General features: G+C 64.8%; 19 protein-coding genes. 13 read left to right on the top strand and 6 right to left on the bottom strand.

All coding sequences use genetic code 11. The features are described 5' to 3' along the window. Positions 1–47 precede the first annotated feature (47 nt). The 3 genes from IGS60_RS16090 to bla are packed head-to-tail and all read left to right on the top strand — an operon-like array spanning position 48 to position 3,221. The gene (locus IGS60_RS16090; protein WP_230505477.1) at positions 48–440 is read left to right on the top strand and encodes a BlaI/MecI/CopY family transcriptional regulator; all 393 of its coding nucleotides are present in this window, start codon (positions 48–50) and stop codon (positions 438–440) included. Further along, a complete protein-coding gene (locus IGS60_RS16095) occupies positions 437–2,200 on the top strand; it encodes a M56 family metallopeptidase (protein ID WP_230505479.1) in 1,764 nt (587 codons plus the stop codon). Before IGS60_RS16090 ends, IGS60_RS16095 begins: the two co-directional genes overlap by 4 nt. Positions 2,201–2,258: 58 nt before the next feature. Continuing rightward, positions 2,259–3,221 carry a subclass B3 metallo-beta-lactamase gene (bla, locus tag IGS60_RS16100; protein ID WP_230505481.1) on the top strand — a complete coding sequence of 321 codons (963 nt, stop codon included), beginning with the start codon at positions 2,259–2,261 and terminating at the stop codon, positions 3,219–3,221. A 5-nt stretch (positions 3,222–3,226) separates the two neighbouring features. Here bla and IGS60_RS16105 read toward each other — a convergent pair whose 3' ends face one another. Continuing rightward, positions 3,227–3,553: a tetratricopeptide repeat protein gene (locus tag IGS60_RS16105; protein WP_306798493.1), complete on the bottom strand. Its 327-nt coding sequence runs from the start codon at positions 3,551–3,553 to the stop codon at positions 3,227–3,229. 72 nt (positions 3,554–3,625) lie between these two features. Beyond that, positions 3,626–4,612: a zinc-dependent alcohol dehydrogenase family protein gene (locus IGS60_RS16110; protein WP_230505483.1), complete on the bottom strand. Its 987-nt coding sequence runs from the start codon at positions 4,610–4,612 to the stop codon at positions 3,626–3,628. 119 nt (positions 4,613–4,731) lie between these two features. Here IGS60_RS16110 and IGS60_RS16115 point away from each other — a divergent pair, with 119 nt between their 5' ends. From IGS60_RS16115 to IGS60_RS16125, 3 genes are all read left to right on the top strand, one after another. Beyond that, positions 4,732–5,643 (top strand): LysR family transcriptional regulator, encoded by a 912-nt coding sequence (locus IGS60_RS16115; RefSeq protein ID WP_230505485.1) that lies wholly within the window; start codon positions 4,732–4,734, stop codon positions 5,641–5,643. A 55-nt stretch (positions 5,644–5,698) separates the two neighbouring features. Then, entirely contained in the window at positions 5,699–7,789 is a 2,091-nt protein-coding gene (locus tag IGS60_RS16120; protein ID WP_230505486.1) for a TonB-dependent siderophore receptor, read from the top strand. A 141-nt stretch (positions 7,790–7,930) separates the two neighbouring features. Next, on the top strand, positions 7,931–9,094 hold the full coding sequence (locus IGS60_RS16125; protein ID WP_230505488.1) for a DUF1624 domain-containing protein: 1,164 nt from the start codon (positions 7,931–7,933) through the stop codon (positions 9,092–9,094). A gap of 12 nt (positions 9,095–9,106) precedes the next feature. On the opposite strand, the gene IGS60_RS16130 is transcribed toward IGS60_RS16125, so the two are convergent. From IGS60_RS16130 to IGS60_RS16140, 3 genes are all read right to left on the bottom strand, one after another. Then, positions 9,107–10,978, bottom strand: a complete 1,872-nt coding sequence (locus tag IGS60_RS16130; RefSeq protein ID WP_230505490.1) for a carboxypeptidase-like regulatory domain-containing protein — start codon at positions 10,976–10,978, stop codon at positions 9,107–9,109. Between the two features lie 106 nt (positions 10,979–11,084). Next, positions 11,085–11,615 carry an isochorismatase family protein gene (locus tag IGS60_RS16135; protein ID WP_230505492.1) on the bottom strand — a complete coding sequence of 177 codons (531 nt, stop codon included), beginning with the start codon at positions 11,613–11,615 and terminating at the stop codon, positions 11,085–11,087. A gap of 178 nt (positions 11,616–11,793) precedes the next feature. Beyond that, positions 11,794–12,711 carry a LysR family transcriptional regulator gene (locus IGS60_RS16140; protein ID WP_230505615.1) on the bottom strand — a complete coding sequence of 306 codons (918 nt, stop codon included), beginning with the start codon at positions 12,709–12,711 and terminating at the stop codon, positions 11,794–11,796. A gap of 120 nt (positions 12,712–12,831) precedes the next feature. On the opposite strand from IGS60_RS16140, the gene IGS60_RS16145 reads away from it, so the two are divergent. From IGS60_RS16145 to mmsB, 3 genes are all read left to right on the top strand, one after another. After that, positions 12,832–14,049, top strand: coding sequence for an ABC transporter substrate-binding protein (locus IGS60_RS16145; protein WP_230505494.1), 1,218 nt, complete (start codon positions 12,832–12,834; stop codon positions 14,047–14,049). Positions 14,050–14,135: 86 nt separating this feature from the next. After that, positions 14,136–15,650, top strand: a complete 1,515-nt coding sequence (locus IGS60_RS16150; protein WP_230505496.1) for a CoA-acylating methylmalonate-semialdehyde dehydrogenase — start codon at positions 14,136–14,138, stop codon at positions 15,648–15,650. Between the two features lie 10 nt (positions 15,651–15,660). Further along, a complete protein-coding gene (mmsB, locus tag IGS60_RS16155) occupies positions 15,661–16,566 on the top strand; it encodes a 3-hydroxyisobutyrate dehydrogenase (protein ID WP_230505498.1) in 906 nt (301 codons plus the stop codon). On the opposite strand, the gene IGS60_RS16160 is transcribed toward mmsB, so the two are convergent. Continuing rightward, entirely contained in the window at positions 16,563–16,952 is a 390-nt protein-coding gene (locus IGS60_RS16160) for a DUF1090 family protein (RefSeq protein ID WP_230505500.1), read from the bottom strand. The genes mmsB and IGS60_RS16160 overlap by 4 nt on opposite strands. A gap of 152 nt (positions 16,953–17,104) precedes the next feature. Between IGS60_RS16160 and IGS60_RS16165 the strand changes: the two genes are divergently transcribed. The 4 genes from IGS60_RS16165 (at position 17,105) to IGS60_RS16180 (ending at position 21,139) form a co-directional block, all read left to right on the top strand. Next, on the top strand, positions 17,105–17,929 hold the full coding sequence (locus IGS60_RS16165; RefSeq protein ID WP_230505501.1) for a tetratricopeptide repeat protein: 825 nt from the start codon (positions 17,105–17,107) through the stop codon (positions 17,927–17,929). Further along, positions 17,926–18,927, top strand: a complete 1,002-nt coding sequence (locus tag IGS60_RS16170; RefSeq protein WP_230505504.1) for an SEL1-like repeat protein — start codon at positions 17,926–17,928, stop codon at positions 18,925–18,927. Before IGS60_RS16165 ends, IGS60_RS16170 begins: the two co-directional genes overlap by 4 nt. A 68-nt stretch (positions 18,928–18,995) precedes the next feature. Beyond that, a complete protein-coding gene (locus IGS60_RS16175) occupies positions 18,996–20,210 on the top strand; it encodes an AGE family epimerase/isomerase (RefSeq protein ID WP_230505506.1) in 1,215 nt (404 codons plus the stop codon). Further along, positions 20,207–21,139, top strand: a complete 933-nt coding sequence (locus IGS60_RS16180; RefSeq protein WP_230505508.1) for a carbohydrate kinase — start codon at positions 20,207–20,209, stop codon at positions 21,137–21,139. The genes IGS60_RS16175 and IGS60_RS16180 overlap by 4 nt, the downstream gene beginning before the upstream one ends. Positions 21,140–21,356 lie beyond the last annotated feature (217 nt).

Genomic DNA, 21,356 nt, shown 5'->3' on the forward strand with positions numbered 1-21,356 from the left:
GAAAAAAAGTTCTAGACATCGAGTTCTAGAATAGGTATTCTAGCGTCATGTTAAAAAATACCTCCACTCCCCATCCCACGGCCGCCGAACTGGATCTGCTGCGCATCCTGTGGCGGCGCGGTCCGTCCGACGCGCGCGCCGTGTACGGCGCCCTGGCCGAAGAGCGTGCCGACGCCAGTTACGCCACCGTGCTGCGCCAGTTGCAGCTGATGCATGGCAAGGGCTTGCTGAGCCGCGACGAAAGCCAGCGACCGCAGCTGTATGCGGCCGTCGATGCGCAGGAAAAGCTGCAAACGAGTCTGCTCAAGGACTTGATCGGCAAGGTGTTTTCCGGCTCCGGCAAGGCGCTGGTGCTGACGGCGCTGCGCGAGCACGTGAGCGACGCGGAACGCCTGGAAATTGAAAAAATTCTGCGCAGCAAGGATGGCAAACAGCCATGAATGTGGACATGCGCTTGGGCATCGAGTTGGGCAAGCTGGTCCCTGGGCTGGGCTGGGTCTTGCTGTATTTCGTCTGGCAGGGCTTGATCGTGGGCGCCGTGTCCGCCGTCCTGCTCTGCTTGCTGCGCCAGGCCAGCGCGCGCTGGCGCTATGCCGTCTGCGCGCTGGCGCTGCTGCTGTGCGTGTGTATTCCTTTTGTGCACCTGCTGTCCCTGCTGTCGGGCGCATCGCCGGCCCGGCTGACGGTGGACGCTCCGCCCGCCTGGCGCGCCGCGCTGCAAGCGTGGATGCCGGCCCTGGTGCTGGCCTGGAGCGCCGGTGTCGCCCTGATGAGCTTGCGCCTGTGCCTGGGCCTGGCCTGGGTCGGAAAGCTGCGCCGCCAGGCCGTCGCTGCCCCGGCCATCTGGCAGGCGCGCCTCGATGCGCTGGCCTTGCGCATGGGCTTGCACGGCAGTCGGAAAGTGCCGCTGAAGCTGCATGGAGGACTGGCTAGCCCCGTCACGGTGGGATTCTGGCGCCCCGTCATCCTGCTGCCGGCCGCCTTGCTGAGCGGCATGCCCGTCGCCTTGCTCGAAGCCTTGCTGGCGCATGAACTGGCGCACGTGCGGCGCTGGGATTACCTGGTCAACCTGTTGCAAAGCGTGGCCGAGGCGCTGCTGTTTTTTCACCCCGTCGTCTGGTGGCTGTCGGCGCGCATGCGGGCCGAGCGGGAACAGGTGGCCGATGCGCTGGCTGCGCAAGCGCTGCAAGATCCGCAGCAGCTGGCCACGGCGCTGCATGCCTTGTCCCTGCACGCTGCCGCGCCGCAACATGCCGGCTTGCTGATGTCGGCCCGGGGCGGGGCGCTGCTGACGCGCATCGAACGGCTGATGACGCCCGGGCTTGACACGGCCGGCTGGAAACTGGCCGTGCCCGCCTTGCTGCTGGCCTGCGCCACCCTGCTGCTGCAGGTGCAGGGCAAGCCTGCCGTCAACGGGACGATCCTGGCCGATGCCGCCGTCGCGATGCTGGACTTGCCCGTCAGCGCGAAACACATGCTGGTATTTGACGACAGCACGGGCAAGGTGCTGATGGCGAAAGATGCGGACGCCGTCGTGCCCATCGCCTCGATCACCAAGCTGATGACGGCCATGGTGGTGCTCGATGCGGGCCTGGCCCCCGACGAACAGTTGCGCATCGTGCGCGCCGATGGCGATGCGTCCTTGCAGCGCCACAGCCTGCTGGCCGATGGCGTGGCCGTGTCGCGCGGCGCGCTGTTGCAACTGGCGCTGCTGCCGTCCGAAAACCGCGCCGCCGCTGCGCTGGCGCGCACTTATCCCGGCGGCAACGCGGCGTTTCAGCAAGCCTTGCAGGCGAAGATACGCCACCTGGGCTTGCGCCGCACCACCCTGACGGACCCCGTCGGCAGCTCGCCCGCGAATACCTCGACGGCCAGCGAGGTAGCGAAGATCGTGGCGGCGGCCGCGCGCTATCCGGACATCGCGCGCATCACCAGCCATCCGCAAGCCAGCGTGGCCGTCAATGGCAAGGTCCGCACCCTGCGCAACACGAATCCGCTGGTAGGCGGCAAGGGCTGGGATATTTTATTGTCCAAGACGGGCAGCAGCCACGAGGCGGGCAGCTGCCTGACCATGCGCATGCGCAGCGGCGGCAAGCACGTCACCGTGGTGCTGCTTGATGCCGACGGCGCGCAGCGGCGCTCGCTCGACGCGGGCCACATCCGCGACACCCTGGCCGGGAGCCCAGGCCCCATGCATTGATACCCCCCCCGGGCGCGCCAGTGCGGGCGCCCATCTTTTTTACACTCTGGAGATGACAATGACACTATTGGCGAAGTTGATGCTGGCTACGGTTGCGACCATGGCGGCGGGCACGGTGCAGGCAAAGACGCCGGCCCCGGTGCAGGATAAACCTGTTAATTGCGACAATTGCAAGGAATGGAATGCGCCCGTCAAGCCGTTCAATATCTATGGCAATAGCTGGTATGTGGGCACGGCGGGCCTGTCCGCCGTGCTGGTGACGAGCCCGCAAGGCCACATCCTGCTCGACGGCGCGCTGCCGCAATCGGCGCCCCTGATCATCGCGAACATCAAGGCGCTGGGCTTTCGCATCGAGGATGTGAAATATATCCTCAATTCGCACGCCCATTGGGACCATGCGGGCGGCATTGCCGCGCTGCAGCGGGCCAGCGGCGCCACCGTGATGGCCAGCGCCTCGGGCGCCCCGGTGCTGCAAAGCGGCACCAATGGCAAGGATGATCCGCAATACCAGGCCAATCCCGTCGTGCATGTGGCCAAGGTAAGCAAGGTTAGCCTCGTGGGCGAGGGCGATACCGTCAAGGTTGGACCGTTGAGCTTGACGGCCCACATGACGCCGGGCCACACGCCCGGCGGCACGACGTGGACCTGGACCTCATGCGAAGGCCAGCGCTGCCTGAACGTGGTGTACGCGGACAGCCTGAACCCGTATGCCAGCGGCGATTTCCGCTATACGGGCAAAGGCGCGGGCAAGGGCGGCACGCCCGACATTTCGGCCTCGTTCGAAGCGAGCATCGCCAAGGTGGCTGCCTTGCCATGCGACATCATCATCCCCGTGCATCCGGGCACGACGGACGTGCTGGGCAAGGCGACCAAGCGCAGCGGCACGGACAATCCCCTGATCGACGCCAACGCCTGCCGCGCCTATGCGGCCGAAGCGGGCGGCTTGCTGGCCAAGCGCCTGGCGAAGGAACGGGGCGAGGCGGTGCCTCTTGATGCCAAGGCCGCCGCGCACGTGCATTAACCGTTCTATTCTGCCGCCTGCCGCTGTTTTTGCAGGCGTTTGACAAACACCGTCATTTCCTTGACGGCTTGCAGGTCGCCTTGCTGCTGGGCGACTGTGACGCCCGTGGTCCAGGCGGCCTGCGCTTCATCCAGCCTGCCCAGCTGGAGCAGGGCCTTGCCCAGCAGTTTCCAGGCGGCGGAATAGCTTGTTTGCTGTTGCGTCGCCTGCGCCAGGTGGATGACGGCTTGCTCGGCGTCATTGTCTTTCAGGCAGGCGTCGCCCAGGCCAAAGCGCAGCAGGGCGCTGTCGCGGCCCTGCGCCAGCAGTTTTTCCAGTTGTTCACGCAGCATTTTCGCCTCAGATTAATATGCAAGTTAATGCTTGCATATTAACGCTTGCGCGCTTGAGAAACAAGCCTGCCTTCAATCCGCCACATCCACCACCAGCTTGCCGCGCGCGCTGCCATCGATTTGTGCCACATGCGCCTCTTGTGCCGTGCGCAAGGTGAAGCGGCGTGGATCGAGCCGCACCCGCAGCTTGCCCGCCTCTATTAATTTGTTGGCTTCGCGCAGAATCGCGCCATGGCGCGCGTGATGCTCGCCGCTCAACAGCGGCAGCAGGGTGAATACGCCCGAGTAAGTCGCCGCGCGCGCCGTCAGCGGGCTCAGTGCGAACGTGCCCCAGCCGAGGCAGCTGACGACGTGGCCGCCATACATGCGTGCCGCCTTGAAACTGGCGTCCAGGGTGGCGCCGCCCACCGTGTCGTAGACGATGTCGAAGCCGGCGCCGCCCGTATGCTCGGCCACGTAGTCATCGACCGTGCTGGTCCGGAAATCGATGAAGCGCGCGCCCAGCGCTTCGATGGCCGCGCGGCTGGCGGCGCTGCCCGTGGCAGACACCTTGGCGCCCAGGGCGACGGCGAGCTGCACGGCCATGTGGCCCACGCCGCCCGCGCCTCCATGCACGAGCACGCTGTCGCCCGCCTTCACGTGGGCGCGGTCGACCAGCCCTTCCCAGGCCGTGATGAAGACGAGGGGCAAGGCGGCCGCCTCGCGCATGCTCAATCCTTGCGGCATAGGCGCCAGCAGGGCGGCGTCGAAGACGCCGTACTCGGCCAGCGAACCCTGGATGCCGGCGATGCCGCCCGCCATGCCATACACTGTTGCGCCAACGTGAAAAGTCGTCACGCCTTCGCCCACGGCCGCCACCGTGCCGGCCACGTCGATGCCAAGGATGGCGGACAGGCTGGGCCGGGCGTGCGGCGCGGCGCCGGCGGCGATCTTCGTGTCCAGCGGATTGACGCCGCTGGCGGCGATGCGCACGAGGACTTGCCCGGGGCCGGGCTGCGGCACGGGCAGGTGTTCGATGCTCATGGGTGTGGAAAAGGTGTTGAGGACGAGGGCTTGCATGGGATTCTCCTGTGGTTGATGCCCCAGTCTAGGCGGGAAGGGAATAAAGAAAAACCGGGCGCGGCCCGATGCACTATTTCAGTATCGTGGATAATCATAGGCAAACAGGAGAGAAATACATGGACAGGCTGGAAGCGATGCGCGTGTTTTGCGCCGTGGTCGAGGCGGGCGGCTTCAGCAAGGCGGCGCAGCGCCTGGGCATTTCCACCTCGTCCGTGACGAACCAGGTGGCGGCGCTGGAAAAGCATTTCGGCGTGCGCCTTTTGCAGCGCACCACGCGCAGCATGTCGCTCACGGCCGAAGGCCAGCAGTGCCATGCGCAGGCGCGCCAGATGCTGGCCGGCATGGCGGCGCTGGAATCCAGCCTGGAACAGGCGGCCGGGAAACCCTCGGGCAGCCTGCGCGTGGATATGCCCAGCAGCATCAGCCGCAATCTGGTGGCGCCCGCCTTGCCCCGCTTTACCGCCGCCTATCCCGACATTTCCCTGCGCCTGACGGTCAGCGACCGCCTGGTCGACATGGTGGAAGAGGGCATCGACGTGATGCTGCGCATCGGCGAACCGCAGGATTCGTCGCTGGTGGCGCGCAGCCTGCTGACCATGGATTACCTGTGCTGCGCCTCGCCCGCCTTCATCGCCCGGCATGGCATGCCGCGCAAGCCGCAGGAACTGGACCAGTTTGCCTGCCTGCATTTCCTGTATCCGAAAGCGCGCCAGGTGCGGCCCTGGCTGTTCCAGGATGGGGAAGCAGGCGAGCCGTACGCCCACACGCCCGCTGCCGCCTTGTCTTTCGACCATATCGAATCGATGATCGCCGCTGCCCAGGCCGGTTGCGGCATCGTGCAGGCGCTATCCGTTTCCGTCTTGCAGCCTTTGCGCGAGGGGACCCTGGTGCCCGTGCTGCAGCCGTTCCGCACGCGGGGACCGGATTTGTGGGCGCTGTTCCACCCGCGTCAGCTGCGCGCCGCCAAGGTGCAGGTGTTCGTGGAGTTTTTGGCGCAGATTGTTCATGAAGGCTTTAATGAGAATTGATTATCAATTATAATGCAAGCCTATTGCATTGATTTGCGCCTTCGTCAGGAAGTCCATGCCCGTGTTTTTACGCCGCCCCGTGGCGCTGTTACTTGCCGCCGCCAGCCCCTGGTCACTGGCAATCGATGATGTGCAGGCCGGCGATGTCGTTACCGTCAAGGCCGAGCGCCAGCATTACCGCAGCCTGTCGGCCACGGGCGCCACCAAGACGGACGCTTTATTGATGGACTTGCCGCAAAGCGTGCGCGTGCTGACCGGCGACCTGCTGCGCGACGCGGGCGTGACGACTTTGGCCGGCGCGCTGGACCTGGCCAGCGGTATTTCAAAACAAAGTCCGCTGGGTGGCCTGTGGGACAGCTATGCCATGCGCGGCTTCACGGGTGACCCGAATTTTGGTTCCGACTACATGGTCAACGGCTTCAGTTCCAGCCGCGGCTACAACGGCATGCGCGACGGCGGCAATACGCAGAATGTGGAAGTGCTCAAAGGCCCCGCGTCGGCCCTGTACGGCCGGGGCGAGCCGGGCGGCACGGTGAACATCACGACGAAAAAGCCGAAGTTCGCGCCGGAATACAGCGCCGATGTTGCGCTGGGCAGCTTCCGCACGCGCCGCGCCGCCGTCGACTTGACGGGACCGTTGAGCGACACCGTCGCCTACCGCTTGAACGCCGCGCATGAGGAGGCGCACAGCTTCCGCGATACGGTGAAAGTCGAGCGCAGCCTGTTGTCTCCCTCGTTTATCTGGCTGGCGGGCGAGCACACGACCGTGGCGTATGAAATCGAAGCGGTGCGCCAGCGCGCGCCGTTCGACCGGGGCGTGGTGGCCGTGAACGGCAAGCTGGGGGCCGTGCCCGTGTCGCGTTTCCTCGGCGAACCGGGCGACGGCCCCATGACGGTCAAGTCGCTGGGCCAGCAGCTGTTTATCCACCATGCGCTGTCCGACGACTGGACGCTGCAGGCGGGCGCTTCCTACCGCGACAGCGAATTGCGCGGTTATTCGACCGAGGCGAACAAGCTGCTGGCCGATGGCCGCACCCTGAACCGGCAGCGCCGCCACCGCGATTTCTCGGCCACCGACGTCTCCGCCCGCCTTGAAGTGCTGGGCAAGTTCAAAACGGGCGCGCTGGCGCACGAGGTGCTGGCCGGCGTGGACGCCTACCATTTCGACGACCACCGGGTGCAGCTGCGGCGCAACCCCAGCGCCGCGAATGCCTATGCCATCGACATTTTCAATCCCGTGTATGGCGGCAAGGCCGCGCCGCTGGCCCTGTCCATCGACACGCAGGAAGGGCAACGGGCGCGCGGCCTGTACGCGCAGGACCAGATCGACCTGGGCGCCCAATGGAAGGCGCTCGTTGGCGTGCGCCGCGACAGCTACACGCAGGATGTGGCGAACCATCGCCTGAACGTGAGCAACCGCCAGTCGCTGTCGGCCACCAGCCCCCGCGCGGGCCTCGTCTACCAGCCATCGAAGGCGTGGTCGCTGTATGCGAGCGCGGCCAAGGGCTTCCGGCCCAACAGCGGCATCAGCCTCGATAACCAGGCTTTCCCGGCCGAGCGCAGCCGTTCGTATGAACTGGGCGCGAAGCTGGAAACGGGCAAGCTGACGGGGACGGTGGCCGTGTATGACATCCGCAAGAGCAATGTGCTGACGACCAATCCCGCCAACACGGACTTCGCCATCGCGGCGGGCGAGGTGGGCAGCCGGGGCCTGGAGCTCGATGTGTCGGGCGAACTGGCGCGCGGCTTGCGCGTCTCGGGCGCCTATGCCTACACCAACGCCACCGTCACGCGCGGCGACAATACGATCGTGACGGGCAGCCGCTTCGCCAACGTGCCGCGCCACAGCGCCAACCTGCTGGCCACGCAGCAGTTCGCGCTGGGCACGGGCACGGCCAGCGTGGGCGGCGGTTTTCAGTATGTGGGCGAGCGCCTGGGCGACGTGGCCGTCAGCAGCCAATTTACCCTGCCGGCCTATACGACGGCCAGGTTGTTGGCGTCATATGCGCCCAACGCCAGACTGCGATTGGCTTTGAGCGTGGAAAACCTGTTCAACCGCAGCTACTATGCGAGTTCCTACAGCCAACTGTGGGTGGCGCCGGGGGCGGAGCGCACGGTGACCCTGAATGCGCATTACCGGTTTTAACTGTGGGGCTCTGTACATGCCACATCATTGTTCGAACCCAGCAGCATAGAGCCGGGGTCAGACCCGGCGGGTCTGACCCCAGATTTTGCTGGTGGGGTGAAATAACACTGCCGACTCACTAAAGTTTTTATACATCAACCAATGACTGCTCCCCTGACTTCCCCCGCCACCCTGCGCACCCGCATCGCCGTCATCGACGTCATGCGCGGCCTCGTCATGCTGATCATGCTGTTCGACCATGTGCGCGAGACCGTCTTTTTACATCACCAGGTCAGCGACCCCATGGATGCGACCCACGTCGATCCGGCCCTGTTCTTCACGCGCCTGGCCGCCCACGTCTGCGCGCCCATGTTCGTTTTCCTGACGGGACTGTCCGCCTGGCTGTACGCGCATCCGGCGGCCGGTCCCCGTAGCGCCACGGGATTTTTGTTCAAGCGGGGCTTGCTGCTGGTGGTGCTGGAACTGGTGTTCGTCAATTTCGCGTGGAGCGGCGCGTTTCCGCCCGCCGTGCTGTACCTGCAGGTGATCTGGGTCATCGGCCTGGCCATGATGGCGCTGGCCGTGCTGCACAAGTTGCCCTTGAAAGTGCTGCTCGTGCTCGGTGTGGCGATGATCGCGGGCCAGCATTTGATGACCGGCTTGCGCGCCGAACAGGGCAGCCTTGGCTATTACGCGCTGACGGTGCTGCTGCAACGCGGTTACCTGGTGGCGGACGGCGCGATGAAAATCAAGGTCAGCTATCCGTTGCTGCCATGGATAGGCGTGATCGTGCTCGGTTATGCGGCCGGGCCCCTGTATGCGCGCGCATTTTCTGCCACGGCACGGCGGCGCTGGCTGCTGGCGCTGGGCGCGGGCAGCTTGCTGCTGCTGGGCCTGCTGCGCGGCTTCAATCTGTATGGCGAAACCCTGCCGTGGGTGGCGGGCGACACGGCCTTGCGCACGGCCATGAGCGTGCTGAACTTCACCAAGTATCCGCCATCGCTGGACTTTTTGCTGTTCACCCTGGGCCTTGGCTTGCTGGGCCTGGCCTGGCTGGAAAGCGTCGATAACGGGTTCACGCGGGCTTGCGCCACCTTTGGCGGCGCGCCCATGTTCTATTACTTGCTGCACCTGTATCTGCTGCTGGCCATCGGCCTGACCTTGACGGCCGTGCTGGGCGCCAATCACGGCACCCGCTACGGCGTCGAACATATCTGGCAAGTCTGGCTGCTGGCCTTGCTGCTGATGCCCGTGCTGTACTTTCCCTGCCGCGCGTTTGCCAATTACAAGCGTACGTCGCAGCAGGCGTGGGTGCGTTACTTCTGAGTCAATCCTATTCTATTTGCAGTACAGCCTGTCGATGCTGTGGCTGGACGCCAGGTAATGCCGCGTCTGCCAACCGATGGCCACCCTGTAGGCGCACGGCGGATCCAGCGCCACGTTGACGGGAAAACCGCCATTGTTGCTCGACAGGTGAGGCCCGCCTGCGCCGCCGCGGAACAGATAATTGCTCGGTGGCGGGGGCGGCGTGAAACTGGCGGCCGGCAGCGGTGGCGGCGGGTGCTGGATGCCGTTGTTGTTGGAAATCGTGATATTGAAAAAGCGCAAATGCGGGTGGTCGATCGTGTACAGGATATGCACGAGCCCGCCCGCGATGGGGTTGCAGGCATTGCTGCGCAACTCTTCCAGGTCCAGCGCCACGATGACGGGCGAGTTGTCGAAGACGATAGAGTCGAGTCCGTCCGTGGCCACGAGCGCCAGGGTATTTCCATCGCGCACCTCGAAGCCCAGGCGATAGCGGCGTATAGGTTCGCTTTCGGCCGCCGTCAGGCTGCGGCCCGCATCGAGGATGGGCAAGCCGCCCGGCAGCTTGGCCGGATGCAGGCTGGTGATGGCGGGCGTATTCACGGTAAGCAAATCGAAGGTGCGCAGGAAGATGTTGGGCGCCACGTTGACGACGGCCGTCGTGCCGTCGCGCATGTCCACGGTGACGGGCTTGCCGTCCACGCGTATCCAGCCGCCCGGTTTCAAGTCGCCCGCATCGACGATCACCTGCGCCGAGTCGGCCAGGCCCAGTCCATTTGTATAGAACACATAGCCGACGAGCGTGCCGAGCACTTGCGTCAACGGCGCCAGGCTGGCCGGCGCCACCGTCGGCAAGGCTGTCGGGTCGTCGCTGCCGCCCGGCCACGTCCATTCGCCGATGAGGAAGCGGTATTCGAGCGGATTGGCGGGAATGGCGCTGTTGCGCAGCGGGCAATTGCCTTTCAATGTGACGCCGCCGGCGAACACGTACGAGGCGCCGGGGCCGCCCGCATAGCCTTGCGCGGAAAAGCCCGCCAGCGAAGGGAAGGGGTGGATGTCGAACACTTCCACCTGCTGCCAGTGGGGCACGCCTTCCACATCGGGCGGTAGCACTTCTTTCGAGCACAATTCCACGCAGAAACAGTGGCCCACGTTTTCGCGCCCCGGCTGGCGGCCGTTCGCTTGCGTTTCCGACAGGATGGTGACGCTGCCCAGCTGCGCCGTGAAATACACGTCGGGCCCGCTGGCAAATTCCACGTTGATGAACGGCGAGAATGGCGTGAGCGTGAAGTCCGACGTCAGGTAATCGATGCGGAAGCGCCCGCTGGTGTCCGTCACCGCAACGCCCAGCGCATCGTCCTGCAGCCAGTCCGCGTCGAACGCGCGCACGGTGGCGCCCGCGATCGGCGTGTGCGGCGCGTCGCAGGTGCGCAGCCGGCCGCAGATGGTCCAGGCGCCGAAGCGGGCGCGCACCAGGCACCAGAAGCGTTGCGGCAGGCAATAGTCCCAGATGGCGACGAAATCGTTGTCGACCTGGCGCCAGCGGGGCTGGATGGTGGTGATGGAAAATTGCAGCGGCACGGGGTCTTTCGGTCCCGGCTTCAAATGGGGCACGGTGGGGCACAGGATATCGACCTCCACAGCCTCGCCCTGGTAATCGCCTTCCAGGGTGAAACTGTAGTTGCCGTCGTCATCGGTGCGCGCTTCGGCCAGCAGGAAGGGGGCTTTCGCCTGCACTTCCTCGTCGGTGAGGATGGCGAAGGTTTCCTTGGCGCTGGCCACGGCCAGGGCCGTGACGTTTTGCGTGTCGCGCGGCCGGTACAGGCGCACGATGACGTGCGACAACGGTTCCGGACATTCGGCACAGATCAAGCCGCACAGCTTGCCCCGCAGGATATAGGCCATGATGGTTCTCCAGCTCGGTTGGACAGTTGCGCCGTTCAAGATGGCGACGCTGTTACCAAGCTAGCAAACGGGCAGCCGATGGGTTTGATCCTGCGTAAAGGAGTGCCTATTTGATCAGCGCCAATACCTCGCGGAAACGCGGGTGCTTGCAGTCGCGCAGCCATTCAAAGGCCAGCATTTCCACCGTCACCAGCTGCGCGCCCAGCTTGCCCAGGCGGGCCAGCGCCGCGTCGCGGCTGGCGGCCTGGCGCGAACCGATGGCGTCGATGGCGATGATGACGTCATACCCGAGCTCGAGCAGGCCGATGGCCGTCTGCAGCATGCACACATGGGCTTCGCAACCGGTGACGACGATCTGTTTGCGTCCGGGCGGCAAGATCGCCTGCAAGCCGTCGGCACAGGCGCCGAAATGCGTCTTGTGCAAGGTCCGTTCGCACAGGGCGGCGATCTCTTCCACGTTCGGCCCCAGTCCCTGGCGGTTCTGTTCCGTGCCCAGCACGGGCACGTCGAGCAGGCGGGCGATCTTTGCCAGGCGCAGGTTTTGCGCCAGCACCAGGCCGGCGTCGTGGATGGCCGGCATCAAGCGGCCTTGCAGGTCGACAATGACCAGTACGGCCTGGTTTGCATCTATCAGCATGGCGATCTCCTGAAACACCTGCCAAAACCTACTGCGCGTCGGTAGTCGCGGCCTGCGATGCTCACTGTACCTTCGTACAGTTGCGCGTCTCGACCACAACTCCCTTCCGCTCGCTACGGTTTTATCAGGCGTTGTTAGTAATTAATATGTGGCGACAGTGTAGCGCGCCGCAGTGTGCTCAAGTTGGCCAGCTGGGCACGGCCGTCTCGCCCATCAGATAGGCGTGATTGAGGTCGATGGCGCCGCGCAGGTAGTTCCACAGGGCGCTGACCCGGGCGATGTTGCGCCGTTCGCTGGGCGAAATCATCCAGAAGGCGCGCAGCAGGTCGATCTCGCCGTCGAGCACGGGCACCAGTTCGTTCGACTGCTGGGCCACGAAGCAGGGCAGGATCGCCAGCGCCTGGCCCGCGCGCGCCGCGTGGTACTGGGCGATCACGCTGGTGCTGCGAAACGCGCGCAGGGAATCGGGCGCCACGTTGTCCATGTAGCGCAGCTCCGAACTGAAGACCAGGTCGTCCACGTAGCCGATGATCGGGTGCTGCGCCAGCTGCGCCACGCTGGTGATCGGCGCGTGGCGCGCCAGGTAGGCCGGCGTGGCGTACAGCTTCAGCCGGTAATCGGACAATTTCGTCACGACATACGGGCCGGACAGCGGGCGCTCGATGGAAATAGCCACGTCCGCCTCGCGCTTGGACAGGCTGACGAAGCGGGGCACGGCGATCAGGTCCACGCTGATGTGCGGGTATCTGCCGCAAAACTGCGCCAGGTGGGGCGCGAGCACGATGGCGCCGAAGCCCTCGGTAGCGCCCAGGCGCACCTGGCCCGACAGCAATCGGTTGTGTTCGCCCAATTCCTCGGTGGCGGCAAACACCGTGCTTTCCATGGTTTCCGCGTATTCCATCAGGCGGTGGCCTTCGGGCGTCAGCTGGTAGCCCACGTAGTTGCGGTCGAACAATTGCGTGCCCACCTGCTCCTCGAACTTGCGCATGCGCCGCGACACGGTGGAATGGTCGATGCCCAGCTTTTTCGCCGCGTCGACGAGGCCTGCGCTGCGCGTCAGTTCCAGGAAGACCCGTACATTGTCCCAATCGAGCACTTTGTTCTCCTTGTGCATTTTTGCAAAGGAATTATGCATTAATTTCACTTGAGTGCATATTTTTACACATGCAGAATGCATCTATACATATAAGAAAAACCCGTTCACCTGGAGACACGCATGAAAAAAACCGTTCTGGCCATGGGCGCGCTGGCGCTTTCCCTGTCTTTCACCGGCGCGCACGCGCAGATTTCCGATGGCGTCGTCAAGGTCGGCATCCTGACCGACATGTCCGGCCCGTATTCGGCCATGGGTGGGCGCGGCTCCGTCGTCGCCAGCCAGATGGCCGTCGAGGATTGTCTGAAGGCCGAATGCAAGGGCATGAAGATCGAGATCCTCTCGGCCGACCACCTGAACAAGGCCGACATCGCCGCCTCCAAGGCGCGCGAATGGATCGACCGCGACAAGGTCGACGCCATCGCCGATCTGACCAATTCCTCGGTGGCCCTGTCCGTGCAAAAACTGATGAAAGAGAAGGGCGGCATCGCCATGTTCAGCGGCCCGGCCACGGGGCGCCTGACGAACGAGGATTGCTCGCCGAACGGCTTCCACTGGATGTTCGACACGTATTCGCAGGCGGCCGGCACGGCGGCGGCGCTGACCAAGCTGGGACAGAAGTCGTGGTATTTCGTCACCGTTGATTACGCCTTCGGCCACTCGCTGGAAAAGGACGCCAGCGAAGTCGTCAAGCGCAATGGCGGCACGGTGCTGGGCGCCGTGCGCCATCCGCTGAACGCGTCCGATTTCTCGTCCTTCCTGGTGCAGGCGCAAGGCTCGAAAGCGCAGGTGATCGGCCTGGCCAACGGCGGCGCGGACACCGTCTCCGCCATCAAGCAGGCGCGCGAATTCCGCATCGGCAGCGGCAAGGACCAGCGCCTGGCCGCCTTGCTCGTGTTCCTCTCCGACGTGCACGCGCTGGGGCTGGAAACGGCCCAGGGCCTCGTCTACGCGGACGGCTTTTACTGGGATTTCGATGACCGCAGCCGCGCCTTCGCCAAGCGCTTCGAGGCGCTCAACAAGGGCGCCAAGCCGACCATGGTGCAGGCGGGCGTGTATTCGAGCGTCTACCACTACCTGAAATCGGTGGCGGCCGCGAAAAGCGACGACTCGAAGGTCGTCGCCCAGAAAATGCGCGAGCTGCCGATCAAGGACGCTGTCATGAACAACGCCTCGATCCGCTCCGACGGCCGCGTCATCCACGACATGTACCTGGTGCAGGTGAAGACCCCGGCCGAATCGAAAGGCGCGTGGGATTACCTGAAAGTGCTGTCCACCATTCCCGCCGACCAGGCGTTCAAGCCGATGGATGGGGCGGCGTGCAATCTCGTTAAAAAATAATTCCGGGGTCAGACCCGTCGGGTCTGACCCCAGCTTTACGCCGTTGGGTTTAGCTGAACAAACATCGCACACCCGGAGCCTCAATCATGAACCAAGCCCTCACCTCAGTCCCCTCCATCCCCCTGCACATCGCCGGCAAGCATCACGCCTCGACCAGTACGGAATGGCGCGACGTCGTCAACCCGGCCACGCAGGAAATCGTCGCCAGGGTGCCGTTTTCCACGCCCGACGAAGTCAACCTGGCCGTCGCCACGGCCAAGGAAGCCTTTAAAACCTGGAGGAATACCCCGCTGGCGGCGCGCATGCGCATCATGCTCAAGTACCAGCAGCTGATCCGCGACAATATCGGCGCGCTGGCCGAACTGATCACGCGCGAACATGGCAAGACCCTGCCCGATGCGGAAGGGGAAGTGATGCGGGGCCTGGAAGTGGTGGAGCATTCGTGCTCGATCGCCACCCTGCAGCTGGGCGAGATCGCGGAAAACGCGGCCACCGGCGTCGATGTCTACAATATCTACCAGCCGCTGGGCGTAGGCGCCGGCATCACGGCCTTCAATTTCCCCGTCATGCTGCCGTGTTTCATGTTCCCGATTGCCATCGCCTGCGGCAATACCTTTGTGCTGAAACCGTCGGAACAGGACCCCTCATCGACCATGTACCTGGTCGAGCTGATGTACCAGGCGGGCTTGCCGGCCGGCGTGCTGAACGTCGTGCATGGCGGCGCCGACGTCGTCAACATGCTGTGCGACCATCCCGACATCAAGGCCGTGTCCTTCATCGGCTCCACCCACGTGGGCACGCATGTCTACCGCCGCGCCAGCGAATCGGGCAAGCGCGCACAATCGATGATGGGCGCGAAAAACCATTGCGTGGTGCTGGCCGACGCCAACAAGGAGCAGGCGATCAATAACCTGATCGGCGCCGCATTCGGTGCGGCCGGCCAGCGCTGCATGGCCAATTCCGTCGTCGTGCTGGTGGGCGAGGCCCGCTCCTGGCTGCCGGAAATCGTTGCCCGCTCCAAGGCGCTGAAAGTGGGGCCGGGCAGCGACCGCACGGCCGACCTGGGCCCGATGGTGTCCAAGGCGGCCATGCAGCGGGCGGAAAAGCTGATCCAGGCGGGTGTGGATGAGGGCGCGCAGCTGCTGCTCGACGGCCGCGGCCACAAGGTGGCCGGCTACGAGGGCGGCAACTTCATGGGCCCGACGATTTTCTCGAAGGTGGCTGCGTCGAACGCCGTCTACACGCAGGAAATCTTCGGCCCCGCCATGTGCGTGGTCGAGACGGAGACGCTCGACGAAGCGATCGCCTTCATCAACGCCAACCCGAACGGCAACGGCACCTCGATCTTCACCTCGTCCGGCTGGGCGGGGCGCAAGTTCCAGAACGAGATCGACGTGGGGCAGGTGGGCATCAACGTGGCCATCCCCGTGCCCGTCGCCTATTTCAGCTTCACGGGCTCGCGCGCGTCGAAACTGGGCGACCTGGGCCCGAACGGCAAGCAAGCGCTGTATTTCTGGACGCAGACCAAGACCGTCACGGCGCGCTGGTTCGCCCCGGACGATGGCGGCAGCGGCGTCAATACCACCATTGCGATGAAATAAGGAGGCGGCGATGAGCACCAATATCGTTTTCATCGGCCTGGGCAACATGGGCTTACCCATGGCGCAAAACCTCGTGCGGGCCGGCCATGCGGTGACGGGTTTCGACTTGCTGCCGGCCAGCGTGCGGCAGTTCGCCGCCGGCGGCGGCCTCGTCTCGGACGACCAGGGCGCGGCGATAGGCCAGGCCGACATCGTCATCACCATGCTGCCGGCCAGCCGCCACGTGCTGGGCGCTTATTTGGGTAACCCTTTGGGCGACGCAGGCATCCTGGCGCAGGCGCGGCCCGGCACCTTGCTGATCGACTGTTCGACGATTTCCACCGAGGCGGCGCGCCAGGTGGGCCGCGCGGCCGAGGAAAAGGGTATGCCCATGCTGGACGCGCCCGTGTCGGGCGGTACGGCGGGCGCCACCAACGGCACCTTGACGTTCATGGTGGGCGGTGAAGAATCCGCGCTGGCGGCGGCGCGCCCCTACCTGGACGTGATGGGCAAGGCGATCTTCCATGCGGGCGGCTCCGGCTGCGGGCAGACGGTCAAGATCTGCAACAACATGCTGCTGGGGATTTTGATGATCGGCACCAGCGAGGCGATACGCCTGGGCGTGGCCAATGGCCTCGATCCGAAAGTGGTGTCGGACGTGATGGCGAAAAGCTCGGGCCGCAACTGGACCCTGGAGGTGTACAACCCGTGTCCCGGCGTGGCCGAGAACGTGCCCGCGTCGCGCGGCTACACGGGCGGCTTCGGCGTCGACCTGATGCTGAAAGACCTGGGCCTGGCCGTGGAAAGCGCCTTGGCCAGTGGGGCGAGCGTGCCGCTGGGCGCCCTGTCGCGCAATCTATATAGCTTGCACAGCAAGGCGGGGGCGGGCGCGCTGGATTTCTCCAGCATTTATCAGCTGCTGGGCGAGAAAGCTTAAGGCTGCTGCGCCTGCAGGGCCGCCAATTCGGCCCTGGCTTTTTCCAGCTTGCCTTCCAGCTTGGCGATTTTCTTCGGCTGTTTATTCGCTTCCTGGGCCAGGCGCAGCGAACGCTCAGTCTGGTTCACCTTGGCCTGCGCCTTGACGATTTTCTTGTTGTGGCGTTCGATCAGGGTACTGTCGCGGCAGTGGGCGTTGACTTCGTCGAGCGCGCGCGTCAGGCCCGCGACCTTGTCGGACAGGCCCTGTTCCTGCGCCTGCTGCAATTCGCTGCGGATGCTTTCGCGCTTGGCGGCGCAGCCGGCCAGCTGGGTGTCTGCGGCGCTGGCACCCACGCAGGCTGCGGCGAGCAGAAGGGTCAGGGCGGTTTTCGATAGAAGGTTCATGGCATTCCTGTGTCAGTGGTGAGCCCGTGCAATGTAAGCCTGCCAACGCCCCCTGTCAAACTTCGCCTACCGTGCGCACCTGTCCCGCATGGCATCGGCTACCATGCGTGTTTTCTTCTTGTCGACACCGCCGCATGACCAGGAAATTACTATTGCTGCTCCCTTTGCTATTGCCGCTGCCTGTACTGGCGCAAACCTCGCCTACCTTGCTCGATCTGCAGCTGATCGCCATCAAGGCACGGGCCGATGCGGCCAGCCATAGCCCGGAAAGCATCGCCGAGTTTGCCGAGACCCGGCGTATGGCTGAAACGGGCGACGTGGAGGCGCAGCTGGAACTGGCGCGCATGCTGCAGCTGGGCATCGGCGCGCCGCAAGACACGGCGCACTCGATGGCCTGGATACGCAAGTCGGCCGAAGGCGGCTATGCGCCGGCGCAGGCAGCTTTGGGGCTGGCCTACACGGTGGGCGGCAAGGTGCCCATCGACCGCGTGCAGGGAGAGTACTGGCTGCGCAAGGGCGTGGCGCAGGGCGACGCGCTGGCGCAAACCATGCTGGCGCTGGAATTCATCGATGGCAGCAGCCCTGCCGAAGAACAGGCGCTGGCCATCATCTGGCTGAAGAAGGCCGCGCTCGAAGAACACTTTATTCCTGCCTATAATGCGCTGGGCGAGCACCTGATGCGCGCAGCCGCCGATGAGCAGGAGCGCGGCGAGGCCTTCCGCTGGTATGACAGATCGGCGCGTGAAAAGGAACCGGCCGGCATGCGCAACCTGGCCCGCGCGCACGAGCTGGGTCTGGGCGTGGCGCAGTCGGACAAGCTGGCCCTGGTCTGGTACGAGCGGGCGGCATGGAGCGGCGACTTGCCCGCCATGCGGCGCATGCTCGACGTGTACGTGAAGGGTGAACTGGGACAACAGGCGAATGCCGAAGACGCCGCCGAATGGCGCGCCAGGCTGGCGGAAAGCGAGAAGAAATGAAGACCATCGTATTGTTATTGACCCTGGCGCTGGCGCAGCCCGTGCTGGCGCAGCCTGCGCCCTCCAAAGAACCGCGCCAGCATCCGGCTCTGGCCGAATTCGATATGTCCGGCCTCGACGACATGCGCGCGAAGGTGCAGGCCGTGGTCAACCGCCCGGCCGACCTGTCGCCGGAAAAAATCGCCGCCTACGAAAAGACGCGCCGCGCCGCCGAAGGGGGCGATGCGGCCGCCCAGCTGGAGCTGGCGCAGATGCTGCACGAGGGCGAGGGCACGCCGCGTGACGTTGACGCCGGCCTGGCGTGGATGCGGAAATCGGCCGAAGGCGGCTATGGCCCGGCGCAGGCATTCCTGGGCGTCGCCTATACGCTGGGGCAGGGCATGGCGGCGGACCGCAAGCTGGGCGAATACTGGTCGCGCAAGGGCGCTGCGCAAGGCGTGGAACTGGCCAACTTCATGGTGGCCCAGCACTTTGAAAACATCCACAGCAGCGCGGCAGAACAGGCGCACGCGCTGCACTGGCTGAAGTTCTATGCCGAAAACGGTTTCATTCCCGCCTACAATGAAATCGGCTACCGGCTGATGATGACGGCGCACGATGACGCGCAGCGCAGGGAAGCGTTCGGCTGGTACATGCAGGCGGCCAAGGCGCTCGATCCGCCGGGCTTGAACAATGTGGCCTACTCGTATGAAGTGGGGCAGGGCGTGCCGCAGAGTGACGAGGCGGCGCTGGGCTGGTATGAAATGGCGGCCATCGCCAAGAGTCCCCCGGGCCAGACGGGCTTCGCGCGGCTGCTGGAGCAGGGCCGCGGCGGCCCTACCCGGCAAGGGCCGGCGCCCCAGCCCTTCGAGTTGTACCTGCTGGCGGCGAAGCAGGGCGACGCGGAAGCCATCGAACGGCTGGTCAAGGTGTACGATAAGGGCGAGCTGGGACAGGCGGCCGACCCGGCGCAAGCGGCACTGTGGCGCGAAAAGCTCAGGCTGGCCAGGACTCCCTAAGTGGACGAGACGGGGCGGAAACGGCATGCTATCATCATTGTTATCGATAACAATATCATGAGAGACCCATGAATCCCGATTTCCGCTCCAGGGCCATGCTTGAAAAGCACATCCAGCACACGATGCATTTCTACCACCCGCGCGCGTTTGACCCGAGCGGCGGCTTTTATCACTTCTTCCTCGACGACGGCACCGTCTACGACGCTGCCACGCGTCACCTGGTCAGCAGCACGCGCTTCATCTTCAATTACGCCATGGCGCACCGCCGCTTCGGCGGCGACGATTACCAGGCGGCGCTGCGCCACGGCGTGGCCTTCCTGCGCGACGTGCACCGCGACCCGGCCACGGGCGGCTATGCCTGGCAACTGTCGTGGAAAGATGGCGTCAAGACGGTGGAAGACGGCGCCAACCACTGCTACGGCCTGGCCTTCGTGCTGCTCGCCTATGCCCACGCTTTGCAAGCGGGCGTGGCGGAAGCGCGCGCCTACCTGGACGAAACCTTCGAATTGATGGAACAGCGCTTCTGGCTGCCCGAACACGGCCTGTATGCGGACGTGGCCAGCGCCGACTGGTCCACCCTGGACGGCTACCGCGGCCAGAACGCGAACATGCACGCGTGCGAAGCCATGCTGGCCGCATTCGAGGCGACGGGCGAGGCGCGCTACCTGCACCGCGCCGAAACCCTGGCGCACAACATCACGGTGCGCCAGGCGGGCCTGGCCAACGGCATGATCTGGGAACACTACAAGAGCGACTGGGCTATCGACTGGGATTACAACCTGCACGACAAGAGCAATATCTTCCGTCCCTGGGGCTACCAGCCCGGCCACTTCACGGAATGGGCCAAGCTGCTGTTGATCATGGAGCGCCACGCCAGGTTCATGGCCGGACCATCGGAGTGGCTGCTGCCGCGCGCGCGCGAACTGTACGACACGGCGCTGGCCAAGGCCTGGGATGGCGCGCATGGCGGCATCCACTACGGTTTTGGCCCGCACGATGAAATCTGCGACGGCGACAAATATTTCTGGGTGCAGGCGGAAAGCTTCGCCGCCGCCGCCGTGCTGGCCGCGCGCACGGGCGACGACGCCTACTGGCAAAGCTACGACAAGATATGGGACTACAGCTGGAAGCATTTCGTCGACCACGAACACGGCGCCTGGTACCGCATCCTGACGCCCGAGAACCAGAAAATCAGCAAGGAGAAAAGCCCGGCCGGCAAGGTCGATTACCACACCATGGGCGCCTGCTATGAAGTGCTGAACGTGCTCAAAGGTGCCGCATGAGCGCCGCCTTCCCGCGTGAATTTCCACAATTCGTTTCGGCCGGCGAAGCGCTGACGGACATGCTGCGCACGGGGCCGGACGCCTGGAGCAGCCAGGTGGGCGGCTCGACCTGGAACGTGGCGCGCGTGATGGCGCGCCTGGGCGTGCCCAGCGCCTTTGCGGGCGCCGTCAGCCTCGACGTCTTCGGCGACGCGCTGGCGCAAGCGACCGACGCGGCAGGCCTGGACATGCGCTTCTTGCAGCGCCGCGCGAAATCGCCGCTGCTGGCCATCGTGCATGAACTGCATCCTCCCACGTATTACTTCATCGGCGACGACAGCGCCGACCTGCATTTCGACGCGGCGCAGCTGCCGGCCGGCTGGATGCAGGGCGCGCAATGGGTGCATTTCGGCGGCATCAGCCTGGCGCGCGAACCGCTGGCGGGCAAGCTGGTGGCGCTGGCGCAGGAGCTCAAGGCGGCTGGCGTCAAGATCAGCTATGACCCGAATTTCCGCATCATGATGGATGCGCGCTACGACGCCACCCTGCGCCGCATGACGGAGCTGGCTGACGTGATCAAGGTGTCCGATGAAGATCTGGCGGGCCTGTTCCGCCACGACGACATCGATGGCGCGTTTGCCGTGCTGCGCGGCTGGAATCCGCAGGCCACGTATTTGTATACGCGCGGGTCGCAAGGTGCGGCGCTGTACCGGGGCGAGCAGACATGGCAGGCGGCCCCGCCCGCCATCGAGGTGGTCGACTCCGTGGGCGCGGGCGACGCCAGCATCGGCGGCTTGCTGTACAGCCTGATGTACCGGCCCGATGCGGACGGCGGCCAGCACTTGCGCTTTGCCGTCGCGGCCGGAGCAGGCGCCTGCCTGGCGGCCGGCGGCTCGCCGCCTTCGGTGGACCTGGTGGAATCGCTGGCGCAGCGCACGCAGCTGCGTTAAGTCGCATGGCGCGGTGCGCCGGCAGGCAGGCGCACCACGCATATTTTTTACGCAATGCAAAAATTTATCATGGTCAGCTTGATCTGCATCGAAACGCGTTGACCTTCCCGCCAGGCCTACCTTGACGTTGGCAATCCTCCTACATGCACGCCGCATGGCCCTGTCTAGAATGGGGACTTCATTGCACACCTGGAGAACACATCATGGCCACCCAATC

It is taken from the genome of Janthinobacterium sp. FW305-128 (assembly GCF_020858135.1).
GTDB lineage: Bacteria > Pseudomonadota > Gammaproteobacteria > Burkholderiales > Burkholderiaceae_D > Janthinobacterium.